Origin of the sequence: Desulfovibrio subterraneus (assembly GCF_013340285.1) — a bacterium.
Taxonomy (GTDB): Bacteria; Desulfobacterota; Desulfovibrionia; order Desulfovibrionales; family Desulfovibrionaceae; genus Halodesulfovibrio; species Halodesulfovibrio subterraneus.
Genome location: NZ_BLVO01000016.1, coordinates 734883 through 751365, shown reverse-complemented (window position 1 = coordinate 751365; position 16483 = coordinate 734883). Strand labels below are relative to the sequence as shown.

Sequence of the window (16483 nt, the reverse complement as noted above, 5' to 3'; positions counted from 1 at the left end):
GAGCGCCCGCCTTTATCTGACATAACACCCTGAAATACATTGACCTACACTCGCGCTTGATTGGCACGCAATTTGTTCTTTCCATGAAGGCAGGAAAGGCCTGCGATGCTGCCCGGGCAAAACCAGACCGACAATCAGGAGCGCATATGTCCCACCTGAAGGTGCTTCTTGTGGATGATGAGCTGGACTATCTGGAGCTCATGTCAAAGCGGCTGACCAAACGCGGCTTTGTGGTGACCACGGCTTCCGGCGGAGAAGAGGCGCTGCGGCTTGCCGCAGACAACACCTTCGATGCGGCGGTGCTGGACATGAAGATGCCCGGCATGAACGGGCTTGAATGCCTGCGCCGTCTCAAAGAGATGCGCCCGCTCATACACTGCATCATACTCACGGGCCATGCCGATCTCTCTGACACGGCAACGGGTTTTGCTCTTGGCGCATTCGAATACCTCGTAAAACCCGTGCATATTGACGAACTGGTGGAAGCCATCGTCAATGTATGCTCCTGCGGGTGCCTGCAGCCTCCGCCCGCTATGTCGGGCGCAGCCCCATAGGAGGATGCCGTGCCCCAGCCGAACATCATTGCACGCGTCATGGCCTTTCTCGGCCGCCCCGCCACTCCGCCTGTCGATCCGTCCCTGATCAAGGAGCGCCACCGCGCGCGTTGCAACGACTTTCGCCTGCTCATCCGCGCCAACAACAAGGCGCTGGAAGGCATGTCGGAAATTGAGGAAGCCCTGCACGGCACCATGCCCTTCGGCATGGCATTCATCCGCAGCCGGTGCGTGCAGGTTGCCTCTTCCGTCCGCCAGATGGTGCAACGCATCAATGCCCTTTCCGACAATGGCTACCCTGAACTCGAAGAACGTTTTCACGCCATAAACAACGCCGTTGCCGCAACGCTGGAACCGCGAGTCAGGGATACATCCGGCCCGCTGGCCCTGCCGCTTGCCGGCCTGACACAGGAGCATGCGGGCGAGGTGGGCCCCAAGGCACTCAATCTCAGCCTTGCGGCAGCCAACCTGCAACTGGCAATCCCCGAAGGTTTTGTTGTCACGGCTACGGGCTTTCGTCTGTTCATGGAACATTCCGGCCTGCGGGATGAAATCCGCCGTCTGACACAGATAGCGGATACCGGCGACCTTGAAGGGCTGGCCGCCCTCAGCCACCGGCTGCAGGAACAGATTCAGCAATCCCCCCTGCCGCCGCAGTTGCAGGACGCCATAGAAGATGCCTGCAGCGAGCTGCGCCGCCGCATGGGGAGCCACAGAACCCTCGCCGTCCGCAGCAGCGCGCTGGGTGAGGATCTGGCGGGCATGACCGCCGCAGGCCAGTACCGCACCGTGCTCAATGTGCGCTTCAATGATGTCATAGACGCCTACCGGCAGGTTGTGGCGGGAAAATACGATGTCCCCGCCCTTGCCTACCGGTTCAACCGTGGCCTGCGCGACGAGGATATCGACATGTGCGTGGCCTGCATGGTCATGGTGGATGCCGTGGCAGGCGGCGTGGCCTACAGCCGCGACCCCGCGGATATTGCCTCGCCGGATATCATCATCAACGCGGTGGATGGCGCACCAGTGGCCGTTGTGGACGGCAGCCGCGATGCCGACCTCATCATCATGCGGCGCAACGACAGCGGCATTGCAATAACGTCCAACACTGCCAAACTTACCGGCAACCTGCTGACGCAGGAACACCTCGCCACCCTTGCGCGACAGGTGGACGGGCTGGAACGGCATTTCGGCAGCCCGCAGGATGTGGAATGGGCGCTGGACAGAAGCGGCAGCCTCATCCTGCTGCAAAGCAGGCCATTGCATGCGGACGCCCCGGCAGACCCGCTCCCCGACCGCAATGACGATGCGCCCCCCCCGCTCATGCAGGGGGGCATAACCGCCGCCTCGGGCATTGCCCACGGTCCGGTGCAGATTCTGCGCAACAGTGAAGATGCTTACGGCTGCCCGCACGGGGCCGTTGCCGTTATGGTGCAGTCGCTGCCCCGCTGGGCACCGGTTATGAACCGGGTGGCAGGGCTTGTGGCAGAACGCGGCAGCGCCACCGGACATCTGGCCAGTGTGGCCCGCGAATTCGGCATTCCGGCCCTGTTCGGGCTGGAAGGGGCCGTTGCCGCGCTGGAAAACGTGGCGGACATTACCGTGGATGCGGACTACAAGCGCATCTATGCCGGATGCGCCAGCCATCTGCTCGCAGACAGGCCATGCAAACCGCGCAACCTCATGCAGGGCAGCCCCGTGCATGCCACGCTCAAGAACGCCGCAGAGCATATCGTGCCGCTGCACCTGCTTGATCCGGCAGCTGAAGAATTCCGCCCCGCAAGCTGCAACACATTTCATGACATAACCCGCTTCTGCCACGAAAAGGCCGTTGAAGAACTCTTCCGGGTGGACGACAGATTCCCCAGAGACACCCTGAGCAGACAGCTCTATATAGACCGTCCCATGCAATACCGCGTGGTGGACCTTGACGATGGCCTCGGGCCGGACCTGGATGCACGCTTCGTGCAGATAAAGGACATACGCTCCGTCCCCATGCTTGCCCTGTGGGAAGGTATGACCGCAGTACCCCTTGAAGCGCCCGTGGCTCTTGATACGCGCGGGTTCATGTCCGTGCTGGTGCAGGCGGCCTCCAACCCTGAGCTGGACCCTGCCGCGCACACCCAGTTCACGCAGCAGAACTATTTCATGATTTCCTCCACCTTCTGCAACCTGCAGGCACGGTTCGGCTTCCATTTCAGCACAGCAGAAGCGCAGATAACCGACACCCCGCAGGAAAACTACGCCACCCTGCGCTTCAAGGGCGGCGCAGCAGACCTTGACCGCAGGCTCAGACGCGTGCGCCTGCTGGGTGAGCTGCTTGAAGAACGCGGATTTCGTGTGGATGTCGTGGAGGATGCCCTTTTCGCCCGCATAGAGGGCCTGTATGCCCATGAAACAGAAGAAGGCGCCGCGCTGCTCGGCTTTCTGATCATGCACAGCCGCCAGCTCGACATGGTCATGTCCGATGCAGGCAGGGCTTCCGAATGGAGAAAGCGCCTCTATCAGGGCATGGAAACGGTGATAGAAGCCGTGCGGAGCAGGCGGGCAGAGCGGGCCGCCGCAGCTCAGGCGGATGCGGAGGACGCCGCGCACGGCAGTGCCGCCGGAAATGCCGATACCACTGCGGAGGGCCGGACGTGATCGAAGCAAAGTATTCGAAACTGTTCGGCCGCATTGCAGGCATTTCCCTCGTGTTTGCCGTCATACCGCTGCTTTCGCTGGCGGTCTTCATCTATATTCAGTTCTCGGAAACCTACAACAGCAAGATCAGGGAAAACCTTCGCGCCACGGTTGAAAACAAGCGCATGGCCATAGATCTGTTTCTGGAAGAAAAACGCTCCATCCTGCAGACGCTGGCCGGAATACATGATTACGAAACCCTCACATCTCCCGGGTACCTGCGAAGGCTGTTCCGCGAAACCGCCTCGCACGCCAATGCCTCGTTCGTGGATATGGGCGTGATCGACGAGCAGGGAAGACATGTAGCCTACGAAGGGCCGTATCAACTGCGCACGGCCAACTACAGCGATGCCGAATGGTTTCATGAGGTGCTGCTGCGCGGTGTCTACGTCAGCAACGTCTTCATGGGGCAGCGCCGTTTTCCGCACTTCGTCATCGCCATCCGGCGTGATGAAGGGGAAAAAACATGGATTCTGCGTGCCACCATAGACATGAACGTCTTCAACGCACTGGTGCAGAGCGTGCAAAGCGGCAGCCGCGGCGACGCCTTTCTCGTCAACGACAAGATGGAACTGCAGACGGCATCACGCTTCAGCGGCGGCCCGATGGCACCCGCTCCGTTAACATCCGTTGAGCGGTTTCGCGGCATACGGGTACATAACGAGACCATGCACGGCAGACCGGGCATGATAGGCATGTCGTGGCTGGAAAATGCCCCATGGCTGCTGGTCATTACCGACGATGTGGCAGAGGAGATGAGCCCGCTGCTGAGCACCAAGACGGATGTGCTGCTGCTCTGCTCCATCGGCATCATCATTATCGTCATAGGCACCATAACTACCAGCAGGCTGCTGGTGGCCCACATCCGCAAGGCGGACATGGAGGCGGCACGGCTTGATGCCTCGTTGCTGCATCAGAGCAAGATGGCGGCACTGGGCAAAATGGCGGCAGGCGTGGCGCACGAGCTCAACAACCCGCTCACCCTGATACGCGAAGCTGCAGGCTGGCTGCACGACCTGCTGGACCCGGACGAAAACGAAGAGCCGGACCGCGATGAAATCCGCAAGGTGCTCACCCGCATCGACGCATACATAGAACGCGCGCGCGGCATAACCCACCGCATGCTCGGGTTCGGCCGCCGCATGGAACCGGTAAAGGAACATGTGAACGCCAACGCGCTGGTGGATGAAACCGTGGCGTTTCTGGAAAACGAAGCCCTGCACCGGAACATCACCATAGAACGGTCGCTCGACAGCGCGCTGCCCCCGGTCCGCATAGACCCCTCGCAGGTGCAGCAGGTATTTCTCAACCTGCTGGACAACGCCATAGACGCGGTGGGGCATGACGGCACCATACGCATACGCACGCAGGTCGCGCCCACGGCGGGCTTTGCGCAGATAGACTTCATGGACTCCGGCCCCGGCATTCCGCCGCAGATCATCGACAAGATATTCGACCCCTTCTTCACGACCAAGGCCGCAGGCGAGGGAACAGGACTGGGACTGGCCATATCCTACGGCATTGTCGAAAAAATGGGCGGCAACATACGGGTGGAAAGCTCACCGGAAACGGGCACCACGTTCTCCGTGCTGCTGCCTCTGGCTGAAACGGCATGATGATGAGCCGTTGCAAATACCCATGGCAACGGCAGACCGGCCCTGAATATTCACCATGTATCGGGATCACAACGGGAGGCCCGATGGACAGGACAGGTATAAAGGTACTCGTAGTGGATGACGAGGACGACTTCCGCCTCTATTTTTCCAAACGCTTCGGCAAACGGGGCATGGAAGTTTTCGAGGCGCACGACGGGCTGACCGCACTCAAAAGGGTGCATGAAATTCCCGTGGATGTCGTTGTGCTGGACCTGAAGATGCCGGGCATGGACGGCATGGAAACGCTTATTCAGCTCAAACGGCAGGTGCCCACCGTCGAAGTGATTCTGCTGACAGGGCACGGTTCAGTGGAATCCGGCATACAGAGCCTTAAATACGGCGCATACGACTACGCCATGAAACCCTACGCCATAGACGAATTGGAAGCCAAAATCCGCAGCGCCTATGAACGGCGCAAACTGCACATGGAACGATTGAGGGCACAATGAGCACGTGGCAGACAGTACGCATGGCGCGCCAGGATGAGCTGGGCTTCATTCAGGAGCCGCTCATGCGGTCACACCGGCTGGCGGCGCTGGGCGAAATTGCGCTGGGCATAGCCCACGAAATCAACACCCCGCTCGGCATCATCGGGCAGGAGGTTGAACTGCTGCGCCATCATCTTGGCCAGAGCGGCGGGGTTACGCCTGAATCGGACGAATCGCTCAGGCAGATCCAAAATCAGGTGGACCGCTGCGCAGAAATCATCCACAGCCTGCTTTCACTCGCTTCCACAAAATCGCCCATTCCGCAAAAAGCGGATGCCACTTCGCTGGTAGACGGCATGGTCACGCTCATGGAACGTGAGGTCCGCAAGAAAGGCATAACCATCCAGCGCCATTACCCCAAATCTGCCCTCGGCATCACAACTGATCCGCCGCTGCTGCGGCAGGTGGTGCTCAACCTGCTGAATAATGCCGCACAGGCCATAACCGACAAGGGCGAAATCCACGTCACCGTCCGGCACGAAGGCACGGATTTCTGGGTGCTTTCCGTGCGGGATAACGGCTGCGGCATTCCGGCTGAAGACATTGCCCGCATCTTCAACCCCTTTTACACGACCAAACAGCCCGGTGTGGGGTCCGGCCTTGGCCTTACCATCACGGCATCCATTGTCAGCAAGCTGGGCGGATTTATCGAAGTGGGCAGCACGCAGGGGCTTGGCGCGGAATTCATAGCGCATTTCCCCGTTAAGGATACCGGCAGGGAAGCAGGCAAAAACGCCACGTCTCCCACACCGGAAACACCGGCCCGCAAACGCGGAAGGAAATGATATGGCCCAGAATATTCGTGTATTGATTGTGGATGACGAGTTGCGTTTCAGGGAGAATCTGCAACGGCTTCTCTCTCTGCGGGGCTTTTCCGTGTTCGCCGCCGAAGATGGCACCAAAGCACTTACCCTGCTGAAAACCGAAACCGTGGATGTGTGCGTTGTGGACATGCGCATGCCGGGCATGGACGGCACAGAGACGGTTCGCTGCATCCGCGAAATGCCCGAGCCGCCAGCCTGCATCATCCTCACCGGGCATGCCTGCGTGGATCAGGCTGTTCAAGGCTATCACTGCGGGGCCGCAGAATATCTGCTCAAGCCCTGCACCACAGATGAACTTGCCGAGCGCATCCACAGGGTTTACGAGCGCACGAGGGAACAACGCACAGGCACCTTTACCAACAGCAAGGGTAAGGCCTAGTCCTTCCCGCTACTGCGCAGCGTCCACACCCAGCCCTTTTACGCCCTGGCAACCGGCAACGCTATCGTGCCGAAAACGCCCGACAATACGCGACAGCATACACCGACAGCACGCAGGTGCCGCCACTCCATCACGAAAACCGGCGATACTCACCGTTTATGAAATGCTCTGCGGCCATCTGCACCGAGGCATCGTCGTGCATGAGCATATCCATCTGGCGCGAATAAATCAGCAGCCTGCCCAGCGCGGTTATGCGTTCCACTGTCTCTTCCCTGTCATACTTGCGGAAGCGGGCCACAACACGGTCACCCCGCACCTCAAGCACAAACCCCAGAGCGGAGAGAATGCGGGCAAGCGCCTGCACCCGCCTGCTGCGGCGTTCCTCACCCGCCGCACCGCCCTTGAATTCGAAATGCACATAGTTGCTGTCCATCGCCTGCCCGCAAAAGGCATCCAGCACGCTGTAATGGTAGCCCACCCGTGAACTGAAGTTCAGGTACCGGTCGGAAACAATGGCATAGCTGCGCTCGCCGAACCGCTGGTCACCTGCCGTGGGCGGTTCCAGCATTTGGCGGCTCATTACGGAAAGAAATCCCTGCAGACTGACGGGGCGCGGGGCACCATGTGCCACGGCAGGGTCCAGCATGCCGTCGAGCAGCGCGGCAAAGGGTTCGGAGAGCACCTCTTCCCGCGTGACAAACCCGCCTGAGCCATGCAGCCCGCCGCCAAGGTCAATCACATGCAGATCAACAGGCAGCGCCGCCTGCAACCGCACGGCAGAAACGCTTTTGTCGGAAAGCATGTCACTTATGCGGAACATCTCCTTGTAGCAGACCTCGTGCGCAAACCGCATGAGGTCATGCACCGTGCGGCACGAATCGGGCCGAAAGTCGCCGGAGGCAGGGTCCGTAAGGTACAGGGGAATGACAAGGTCTGCGATCTTGCGCAGCAGTTCCAGCATGGCTGTTCCTGCCATGACAGGCATTTTTTCCGCTTTGCGTTCCAGCACGGCAGCCACCTCGCCTGCATACACACGGGCGCAGGCGGCATCCAGCGTGACCACATCGCCCTGCCGCAGCACGGAGGATGCACTTTCGGCATTGAACAGGGCCGGAATCTGAAATTCACGTGCAAGCGATGCCAGATGCCCTGTCAGGCTGCCCGTTTCTGCCACCAGCCCTTCCGCACGCACGAGAACAGGCACGAAACGCGGCGAGGGATGCCGGACAACCAGAATGGTGCCGGACGGAATGCCAGCAGGAATATTCTCTTCATCCAGCAGCAGCACCGTGCCGCAGCCAACGCCGGAGGCGGCACAGTCGCCCCCTTCCAGCAGCACGGTTTCCCCTGCCACGGGAATGCAGGCCACCTGCTGTTCCAGTTCCATCTTCAGCGGGCGAGCCTGCAGGAGCACCAGCCCGCCATCACGGCCAAGTGCCCATTCAATATCCTGTGCAGACCCGTAATGCGCTTCTATACGCAGCCCCATGGCTCCCAGTTCGATGCACTGCGCAGGCGAAAGGCACGGAGCCTGCCGCTTATCCTGCGGCACATCGGCGGGGGTGACGCCGCCCTCGGGATTCATGAGCAGCTGCCGGAGCTTGTCCGCCACGGCTGAGGAGAGAAGACGGGGCGGGTCATCATGCGAAAGCACAAACCTGTCCGGCGTCACCTCGCCGTCCACGGCGTAGGCCCCCAGCCCCCAAACGGCGTCCAGCACCATGTGCTCCTCGCCCTCGGCAAATGGCACGGGATTGCGGGTATAGAGCACGCCCCCTGCCACGGCATCCACCATCTCCAGACACAGCACGCTCATGGCCGAGGCTTCCAGCGGCTCGCCCATGAACAGCCGGTAGGTTATGGCCCGTTCAGAGAACAGGCTGGCCACAACCTGCCGGTACGTTTCCACCATGGATGCGCCATCCACGTTGAGCACTGTGGCATACTGTCCGGCATAGGAAAGCTCGCCGTCCTCGCCTACGGCACTGCTGCGCATGGCACAACGGGTAACACCTCTGGCCGCAAGGGATGCCCATGCCTCGGCAAGAGCCTGCTCAAGATCGGCAGGCAGCGCACTCTGCATCACAATTTTCTGAATATCGTCGGAAGCCTCGCGGATGGAGGCAGGATCGTCCGGCATGATTTCCCGCGCCCTGCGGAGAATATCGTCGAGCAGGCCTTCGTGACCCATGAAGGCGTCAAACCCTGCCGTGCTCACGGCAAAGCCTTCCGGCACAGGCAGGCCAAGCCGTTTCAGTTCACCAAGGTTTGCCGCCTTTGCCCCCACCGTATCGAGCGCAAGGCGTGAAAGCTGCGACAGGGGCAATACATAGGGAGTGGCACCGCTGTGGCGCGGCTGCGTGACCAGCGCATCCATCTCACCGCGGATGCGGGCAAGCGCCACGGCCAGGTCGGGATAGCGGCCGCCCGAAAGCGTATCGAGGCTGGAAACCATGCGCGTGGCATGGAATAGCAGACGGGAAGTCTGAGTGGATATGAAGGGACGGCCAAATACGGTCTCGCCGTCCAGCATCTCCTGCAGCCCGCTGATAATGCCGAGCAGCTCGGAGTTGGATTCCAGAAGGTCGCGAAAAGCGTTGTAGCGTCTGCCGAACAGGTCCGCAGCCTGTTCGTTTGTCGCTCCTGCAGGGGTTCCCCTGCCGAACAGCCGTGACAACATGGACGAAAGACTGCGCATGATACCTTCCTTGCGTTACCGCGACGGGGGCCTCTTGAGGCGATACACGGTTCCCGGGCCGCTGCCCACACGTTCAACTACCTGCCGCCTGACCATATCCTGCAGATCATACAATGCTGTGCGCGGAGCAATGTCACCCTCCACGGCCTCTTCATACTCCCGTCGTGTGATCGTTCCCTTGCGGGCAAGAATGCGCCATGCAAGCTGCTGCCGCGGGTTCAGCCCCTCTGGTTCGCGAAGAACTTCGGGTGCGGGTTCGCGTGCTGCGCTGCTCTCCGCATAGGAAGGCCGGTGTGATTGCCTGTCGGTCTCCGCAGAGGCTGCACCGGACAGGGCTTCGGAAGCAACGCCGGAGGAAGACGCGTTGGCTGACGAGTTGGCAGACGCGGAAGAAGACGGGGAGGAAGTCATCCATGATGCTTCATGTCCTCCACCTTCGTTTGCGCGGTCAGCATCCGGCGTAGTCCAGTTTTCCTCCCGCCCGTCAAGGAGCAGGCAATCCGCCTGAATAACGTCATGATTGGTCATGACTGCTGCGCGGATAATGGCATTTTTCAGTTCGCGGATATTGCCCGGCCACCGGTAGGCCATGAGCTTTTCCACGGCCCCGCGGCTGAGCGCCAGCGATTCCCTGCCCGCCTGTTTTCCTGCTTCGCACAGATAGTACGCGGCAATGGGCAGGATATTTTCCGGATGATTGCGCAACGGGGGCGTGGCAATGGTGATGACATTGAGCCGGAAGTAAAGGTCTTCACGAAACCGCCCGTCTGCAAACAGGGCACGCAGATCAACGTTTGTCGCGGCAATGACGCGCACATTGACCGGCACCTCCCTGTCGCTGCCAAGCGGCTTGATAACCCGCATGGCCAGCGCACGCAGCAGGGACTGCTGTACCTTGGGCGACGCAAGCTGGATTTCATCGAGGAAAAGAGTACCGCCATCCGCTTCACGGAACGCACCGGGACGGTCGTTTCTTGCCTCGGTGAACGCACCTTTCACATGCCCGAAAAGGGTATCTATGAGCAGATTTTCATCAAGCTCGCCGCAATTGATTGAGATGAAAGGATATTCAGCGCGGACGCTGTTGCAATGTATTGCCTCTGCGGTCAGCTGCTTGCCGGTGCCGGTCTCGCCCACGATAAGCACATCCACGTCCACCTGAGCGGCTTTAAGGATATTGCGGCGCAAAGCATCGAGCGTTGCACCGCCGCCTATGATCTGCGGCACCCGTTCTGCAAGCTCGGAGGGCCGGATGAAAAAGGTTTCCAGCGGCACGGCTTCCTTCATGCCCACCGCGCGGATGGCGTTATCTTTGCACTGTATCTCGTCCAGTTGCGCCCGCATGCGCTTCAGCATGGAATTGATGGCCTTCTCCAGCATGCGGGCTTCATACCCCTGTGCGGCCACGTTAATGGGGCCAAGATCGCCCGTATCGTGCATGGCCTCTGCCGCGCGGGTGATCCCCCGCAGTGAGCGGGTAAGCATGCCGGAAACGAAATAGATAAGCAGCGTTGCCAGCACACAGGCTGCAATCACCACAATGAACATGATGTCGATATGCTTGTAGCCGGCCGCAACAGTCAGGCGGCTCACATCATAGTAGGCTATTCCACCCCATATATAGGGAGCAGCATCCGGTGCCGGACGGAAGGAAACCGGCGCATAGGCAGTGGCAATCTCCTTCATGGTTTCGGTCAGATATGGCGGGCGCAGGTCTTCAAGCACGCCCTGCCGCCCCTGCCGTACTTCGCCGAGCATGTGCCAGAAGCGGTCGTCCGCCTCGGGGCGGAAGGCGCAATCCAGTTCGGGCAGGCCAAGCGTGCCAACCTTGGAAGACCTGGCAAGGTAGGTAGAAAGGGGAACATCGGGAGTATCGACAGATTCCGACTGGAACAAAATCCACCCGGACATGTTGAAAAGATAGCTGTAGCGGACTTCCTGCGTGCGGACAAAGGCCCTGATGGGCGACTTTTCAGAACCGTAAAGCGAAAGGACATTGCGGAGGATACGGGCATCCAGCACAACAAAATAGACAAGGCGCTCGCCCGCAACATCGCTCACCGCAGCCAGCATGACGGCCGGAATCTCAAGCCTGCCTGTCATATCCGGGCTTTCCGGATCGGTGAACCGCATGGTCATCACCTCGGAGAGCCAGACATGCCCATCCGGCAGGTGCCGCACGCGCTGGAGGATGGAGTGGGGCGAAGGCTTCATATCCTCCGCTTCGGCCTCCGGAATATCGACAAAGCCCCCCTTGGCGGTGGACATCATCAGCGTGCAGCCGCCATCCTTTCTGACCATGCCTGCGGCAAGGTACCTGCCGCCGCCAGCCTCTGCTTTGCGCGATAAATAATCGCGCATCCCATCTCGCGCAAGACCCTGCTGAGCAACAATACTCACATCTTTGCGACTTTCTTCAAGCACATTGCGCAAGGCTTCAGCTGTTGCCAGGTTGTGCACCATTGCGTTTCTGCGCAATGCGATGGTCACATAATCGTAGGTCACGAGATAGGAGACGATTCCGGTCACAGCCAGAACAAGGGCGATGAGCGGCACCAGAATCACCAGAAGACGGGTGCGCAGAGACGCCTGCCTGAAACCGGCCAGAAACGGCACACTCAGTGAATGGGAATTTCTTCTGCTCACTATGCTCATGAACTTCTCCCGCAAAACCAACGCATTTTCCGCGCACACCCGCGCATATCCGCGCAACGCCATTTTTCCAAAATCAGTCTGTGACCTTTTTCACAAAAAAATATTCACACATTTCAGCCAGCTTCGTCAACCACTTCGCGCAATGGCCCACCTCTTGCTCTAAACACTTGCAATTGCGCGGCAACCAAGTCCGCTCCGGTGGGGGAGCCGCAGACTGAAACAGCTGAAATTTTCAATGCAACGGAAAACTGGAGGAGTTCTTATGAGACGGAACATGAAGCGGATTATGGCTCTTGCCGTATCCATGGTAGCGGCACTTCCCGCTCTGGCACATGCAGCTGCCGGCAAAGCAGCGGATCTCGTGGTGGTGGCAGACACCCGGGTTATCGATTCCGGCATTCTCCGCTATTTTGCGGACCTGTATAATACGAACCCGACCATGAATGCCACGTGGGCAGTAATACTCACCGCCGTATACGGCTGCTTCCTCGGCGTGCTCATGGACTTCCTGCTCAGCCGCACCGGCCTTGACCTCACATCCCGCAAGATTGTGGAACATTAACCACCGCGAGTAGAAGGAAAATACCATGGAAATGTTCGCAGCAGACTGGTTGTATATGTACATGCCCATCGCGGGCGTGAAAGTACTGTGGCCTGCGCTGGTTCTCATCGGCTTCTCGGTGGGCGTTATCGGCGGCTTCTTCGGCATGGGTGGTGCATGGATGGTTACCCCCGGCCTCAACATCATCGGCTTCCCCATGGCATTCGCCATCGGTACGGACATTGCCCACATCGCCGGCAAGTCCATGATCTCCACCATCCGCCACTCCAAGTTCGGTAACGTGGACTACAAACTAGGCATGGTAATGCTGGTAGGTACCATGGTCGGTATCGAAATAGGCGCCCAGCTCGTCATGTGGCTGGAGCGTATCGGCCTCGTCGGTTCGGTTGTCCGCTGGGTATACGTTGTCTTCCTCGCGCTCATCAGCTGGATGGTCTTCTATGACTACGCAAAGGCTGTGAAGAAGAGCAAGATGGGCGACGTGACCGACCGCGGCGCAGAAGGTATTACCTGGTACAAGACCCTGCACCGCATCAATATTCCCCCGATGGTTCACTTCAAGGCTTCCGGCTTCACCTGTTCCGCATGGCTGCCCATTCTCGTGAGCCTTGCCACCGGTATTCTGGCCGGCTTCCTCGGCATCGGCGGCGGCCTGCTCCGCATGCCCGCCCTCGTATACCTGATCGGCTGCCCCACCCATATCGCAGTTGGCACCGACCTCTTTGAAGTTATGATCTCCGGTCTGTACGGCGCCTTTACCTTCGCGCTCAAGGGCCGCATTGAACTGGTCGCAGTATTCGTAATGCTCACCGGCGCAGCCATCGGCGCGCAGATCGGCACCGTGGCGACCAAGTACTCCAAGGGTTACGGCATCCGCGTGGCATTCGGCATCGCAGTGCTGTGCTGCATGATCTCCATCATCCTCAAGCAGTTCAAGTACGACATGCCTTCCGCCATTCTGATTCTCGGCACCATCTCCCTGATATGTCTCTACATCATCAAGGTTATGTTCACCGGAGCCGCAGCTGAACTGCGCGCCAAGAAGAACCGCGAAAACAAGGCCCATGCGGCCTAGGGGAACAGATATGAAAACCGCACGCCTGTTACTTGCCATGCTCACAGTTCTCAGCATCTTCGCCATCCATTCCGTCACCTACGCTGCGGAAGTGAGCCAGGGCATCTGCAAAAGCTTCAACCAGCAGGAAAAGCAGCTGGTGATTGAAGAATATGACACGCACTTCACTGAAGGCCAGAAGTACGGTGGCGCAACCGGCATCATCAACATCTACGACGTATCCAAGGCCAAGGTGGGCATGCACCCCGAGCCCGGCGACATCGTCCGCATCGCCTACAAGGTCGAAGGTGACAAGCGCAGCGCCATCAAGGTCATGAATGTTTCCAAGCAAGACCTGATGAAAAAGTAGTCTGCATACCACCCCCCGGAAGGTGCCGGGATGTCCCTACCATCCCGGCACCTCACAAGGAGAAATCTTATGAGCCTGAACACGAAGCAACGCGTTACCCTTATCACCATGGACATTCTGCTGCTGGCTGAGCTTGCCTTCTGCATCTACTACAGCCACGGCGACCCGGAAACCATGCCCTACACCTTTCTCAAGCTCTACGTTCCCGTGATGCTTGCCACCTTCTTCACCTGCCGCCATCTCATCCGCAGATTCGGCAAGGGTCAGGAAAGCACCTTCGATCCCATGGAAGAACACGGACTGACCAAGGAACTGGGGGCTTAGCCATGGTATATATGCTCATCATGCTGGCCGTATTCATCGGCCTGACCGCAGGCGCTGCCATTCACCGGCAGATCAGGCGCTAACCCGCCCAAAGAAGCCCAAACAACAAAGGAACATCCCATGGACAGATCTCTCCGCCTTGCAGCCATACTCACTTTCTCCCTGCTGGCTTTCTCTCTTCTTGATTCGTGCACCGCCATCGGTGACAGAGGGAAGGTGGTACGGGGATTGCGCGGAGCCCCCATACTCGTCAGCGGAGATCTGGATTCCTCGGGACCCGAACTTGAACGCCTTGCCGGCATGCAGAACGACCCAAAGGCACTTGCCGAGAACATTCTCTATGAAACCGACAATGTTTCCGGCTCACTGGTGATTCAGGAACTTTCCGGCCGCATGTGGCGGGGTACGTATCAGGTAACGGACGACACCCGCGCCGGAACCTACCACATTACCGTTCACCAAAAGGGAGTTGCTGTCGGCGAAGGAACTTCACGCGTCGCCATACGGATCTTTGAAAACGAAACCGACATGCGTGCGGACATGGAGACCTTCTCCGAACGGTTGTTCGGCTTCAAACCATGGATCATCACCCTGATGGTCTTCCCCTGCTGCCTGCTGCTTCTCTACTACTCGTACAAGGCCTCCATCCTTCAGGAAGAGGCTTTGCAGGCCAAAGGCATGAGCACCATCTTCAAAATGGCGCGGGAAGGAAAGGGATGGGAGATTGCCTTTAATCTGGGCAAGCGGCACGGGGTGCACCAAGGCTCGCTGCTCTCGCTGCTCGACCCTAGCGGCAACTACATGGGCACGATAGAAGCCCGCGACGTATATGACACAAGCACCATGGCATCCGTGGGACCGGACGTGCGGATCAAGGCATCTTACCTTGTCAGCATCAATATTCCCGGAAGCGGACGCCCCCAAAGCGACGGTACGAATTAGACAAATTTCCTCATACGCGTTGGCCTGAAAGCCATAACCACCTCACGGCCGGAGGCTTCAGCAACCTCCGGCCTTGAACCGGGACTGCCGGAGACACCCATGCAAAGCATCCGCATGCGCTTCACACGTACTGAACTGGCCGGGGCTATTGGCGATCTTGGAACACTGCTGCCCCTTTCGGTCGGCATGATCGCTGTAAACGGGTTGGACGCCATGGGGCTCTTTGTAGGCGTCGGACTCTTCTATCTGATCGCAGGTCACTACTACGGCACGCCCATTGCCGTTCAGCCCATGAAGACCATCGGTGCGTATGCCGTGGCCACAGGTGCCACGGCTACTGTCGTTCATGCGGCCGGCATCTGGATGGCCATACTGCTTCTGCTCATCGCATGGTTTGACGGGGCAAAGCGACTGCAACGCATTGTCCCCAAGGAAGTTATCCGCGGAGTGCAGGTTTCCACCGGCCTGCTGCTGGCCTTGCAGGGAGTGCGATTCATTGCCGGGATATCGCCCCTGCAGGCCAAGCTTTCCGAGCCATGGCTCGGCATGGGTTCCCTTGCAGGCATCCCCTGGAGTTTGGTGCTCGGCGTAATCAGCCTCTTCCTTCTGCTGGGGCTTATTGACAGCAAGCGATTCCCCGGCGCGCTGGTGACCATTGTCTGCGGCATCATCTTCGGCCTGATTTTCGGCGAGCACTCCATCTCTTTCAGCCCCAGCCTGCCCGCCCTGCTGCCCCACGGCCTGCCGGGGCTCTCCGACTTCATCATCGCCCTGCCTGCCATGGTGCTGCCACAGCTGCCCATGACGATTGGCAATGCCGTATTCGCCAACGCCGACCTTGCGAACAAGTACTATCCGGAAGGTGCTGCCCGCAACACCCCGCGCGCGCTGTGCACCAGCATGGGCTTGGCCTGTCTGGGCGGCGCGCTGCTCGGTGGCATGCCCATGTGCCACGGTGCGGGGGGTCTGGCTGCGCACTACCGGTTCGGTGCGCGAACCGGCGCAAGCAACCTCATGATCGGAGGCATATTCCTGATGCTGCCCCTGCTTGCCGGACAGGGCATGTTTGACGTGGTGCGCATCATCCCCGTTGCCGTTCTCGGCACCATGCTGCTCTTTGCAGGCATTGAACTGTGCCTTGCCATGCGCGACATGGAAACCCGCGGCCACCTGTTCACCATATTCCTCATGGTTGCCTGCACCCTCACCTTCAACCTTACGGTGGCGTTTCTGTGCGGCATACTGGTGGCATGGCTCATGGAACGAGGGGTAATTTCGGTATAGCCCCGTCGCACG

The 16483-nt window shown here is 59.4% G+C and carries 14 protein-coding genes; 12 read left to right on the top strand and 2 right to left on the bottom strand.

Annotation, left to right across the window (positions count from 1 at the left end):
* Window positions 1-146: 146 nt before the first annotated feature.
* The 6 genes from HUV30_RS17560 (at window position 147) to HUV30_RS17535 (ending at window position 6582) form a co-directional block, all read left to right on the top strand.
* Window positions 147-554, top strand: a complete 408-nt coding sequence (locus tag HUV30_RS17560; protein WP_243452238.1) for a response regulator — start codon at window positions 147-149, stop codon at window positions 552-554.
* Window positions 555-563: 9 nt separating this feature from the next.
* Complete coding sequence (locus tag HUV30_RS17555) at window positions 564-3197, top strand: PEP/pyruvate-binding domain-containing protein (protein ID WP_174406795.1); 2634 nt, start codon at window positions 564-566, stop codon at window positions 3195-3197.
* Window positions 3194-4852, top strand: coding sequence for a sensor histidine kinase (locus tag HUV30_RS17550; RefSeq protein WP_174406215.1), 1659 nt, complete (start codon window positions 3194-3196; stop codon window positions 4850-4852). Before HUV30_RS17555 ends, HUV30_RS17550 begins: the two co-directional genes overlap by 4 nt.
* Before the next feature lie 83 nt (window positions 4853-4935).
* On the top strand, window positions 4936-5340 hold the full coding sequence (locus HUV30_RS17545; RefSeq protein ID WP_174406794.1) for a response regulator: 405 nt from the start codon (window positions 4936-4938) through the stop codon (window positions 5338-5340).
* Window positions 5341-5360: 20 nt separating this feature from the next.
* A complete protein-coding gene (locus tag HUV30_RS17540; protein WP_205245252.1) occupies window positions 5361-6164 on the top strand; it encodes a sensor histidine kinase in 804 nt (267 codons plus the stop codon).
* Window position 6165: 1 nt separating this feature from the next.
* Window positions 6166-6582 carry a response regulator gene (locus tag HUV30_RS17535; RefSeq protein WP_174406792.1) on the top strand — a complete coding sequence of 139 codons (417 nt, stop codon included), beginning with the start codon at window positions 6166-6168 and terminating at the stop codon, window positions 6580-6582.
* Window positions 6583-6712: 130 nt separating this feature from the next.
* Here the strand turns inward: HUV30_RS17535 and HUV30_RS17530 are convergent, their stop codons facing one another.
* Together HUV30_RS17530 and HUV30_RS17525 are read right to left on the bottom strand one after the other, a co-directional pair.
* The gene (locus HUV30_RS17530) at window positions 6713-9280 is read right to left on the bottom strand and encodes a PEP/pyruvate-binding domain-containing protein (protein ID WP_174406791.1); all 2568 of its coding nucleotides are present in this window, start codon (window positions 9278-9280) and stop codon (window positions 6713-6715) included.
* Window positions 9281-9295: 15 nt separating this feature from the next.
* Window positions 9296-11935, bottom strand: a complete 2640-nt coding sequence (locus tag HUV30_RS17525) for a sigma 54-interacting transcriptional regulator (protein WP_174406790.1) — start codon at window positions 11933-11935, stop codon at window positions 9296-9298.
* A gap of 274 nt (window positions 11936-12209) precedes the next feature.
* Here HUV30_RS17525 and HUV30_RS17520 point away from each other — a divergent pair, with 274 nt between their 5' ends.
* From HUV30_RS17520 to HUV30_RS17495, 6 genes are all read left to right on the top strand, one after another.
* Window positions 12210-12497 carry a DVU0150 family protein gene (locus HUV30_RS17520; protein ID WP_174406789.1) on the top strand — a complete coding sequence of 96 codons (288 nt, stop codon included), beginning with the start codon at window positions 12210-12212 and terminating at the stop codon, window positions 12495-12497.
* Between the two features lie 25 nt (window positions 12498-12522).
* A complete protein-coding gene (locus HUV30_RS17515; RefSeq protein ID WP_243452237.1) occupies window positions 12523-13572 on the top strand; it encodes a sulfite exporter TauE/SafE family protein in 1050 nt (349 codons plus the stop codon).
* A 10-nt stretch (window positions 13573-13582) separates the two neighbouring features.
* Window positions 13583-13921: a hypothetical protein gene (locus tag HUV30_RS17510; protein ID WP_174406788.1), complete on the top strand. Its 339-nt coding sequence runs from the start codon at window positions 13583-13585 to the stop codon at window positions 13919-13921.
* A gap of 69 nt (window positions 13922-13990) precedes the next feature.
* Complete coding sequence (locus HUV30_RS17505; protein WP_174406787.1) at window positions 13991-14245, top strand: hypothetical protein; 255 nt, start codon at window positions 13991-13993, stop codon at window positions 14243-14245.
* Between the two features lie 120 nt (window positions 14246-14365).
* On the top strand, window positions 14366-15187 hold the full coding sequence (locus tag HUV30_RS17500) for a hypothetical protein (protein WP_174406786.1): 822 nt from the start codon (window positions 14366-14368) through the stop codon (window positions 15185-15187).
* Window positions 15188-15286: 99 nt separating this feature from the next.
* On the top strand, window positions 15287-16471 hold the full coding sequence (locus tag HUV30_RS17495) for a putative sulfate/molybdate transporter (protein WP_174406785.1): 1185 nt from the start codon (window positions 15287-15289) through the stop codon (window positions 16469-16471).
* Window positions 16472-16483 lie beyond the last annotated feature (12 nt).

Bases quoted from the DNA above. Each gene is read 5' to 3' on its own strand.
- HUV30_RS17515 (WP_243452237.1), top strand. From the start codon at position 12,523: ATGGAAATGTTCGCAGCAGACTGGTTGTATATGTACATGCCCATCGCG.
- HUV30_RS17505 (WP_174406787.1), top strand. From the start codon at position 13,991: ATGAGCCTGAACACGAAGCAACGCGTTACCCTTATCACCATGGACATT.
- HUV30_RS17500 (WP_174406786.1), top strand. From the start codon at position 14,366: ATGGACAGATCTCTCCGCCTTGCAGCCATACTCACTTTCTCCCTGCTG.
- HUV30_RS17560 (WP_243452238.1), top strand. From the start codon at position 147: ATGTCCCACCTGAAGGTGCTTCTTGTGGATGATGAGCTGGACTATCTG.
- HUV30_RS17510 (WP_174406788.1), top strand. From the start codon at position 13,583: ATGAAAACCGCACGCCTGTTACTTGCCATGCTCACAGTTCTCAGCATC.
- HUV30_RS17520 (WP_174406789.1), top strand. From the start codon at position 12,210: ATGAAGCGGATTATGGCTCTTGCCGTATCCATGGTAGCGGCACTTCCC.
- HUV30_RS17525 (WP_174406790.1), bottom strand. From the start codon at position 11,935: ATGAGCATAGTGAGCAGAAGAAATTCCCATTCACTGAGTGTGCCGTTT.
- HUV30_RS17545 (WP_174406794.1), top strand. From the start codon at position 4,936: ATGGACAGGACAGGTATAAAGGTACTCGTAGTGGATGACGAGGACGAC.
- HUV30_RS17495 (WP_174406785.1), top strand. From the start codon at position 15,287: ATGCAAAGCATCCGCATGCGCTTCACACGTACTGAACTGGCCGGGGCT.
- HUV30_RS17540 (WP_205245252.1), top strand. From the start codon at position 5,361: ATGGCGCGCCAGGATGAGCTGGGCTTCATTCAGGAGCCGCTCATGCGG.
- HUV30_RS17535 (WP_174406792.1), top strand. From the start codon at position 6,166: ATGGCCCAGAATATTCGTGTATTGATTGTGGATGACGAGTTGCGTTTC.
- HUV30_RS17530 (WP_174406791.1), bottom strand. From the start codon at position 9,280: ATGCGCAGTCTTTCGTCCATGTTGTCACGGCTGTTCGGCAGGGGAACC.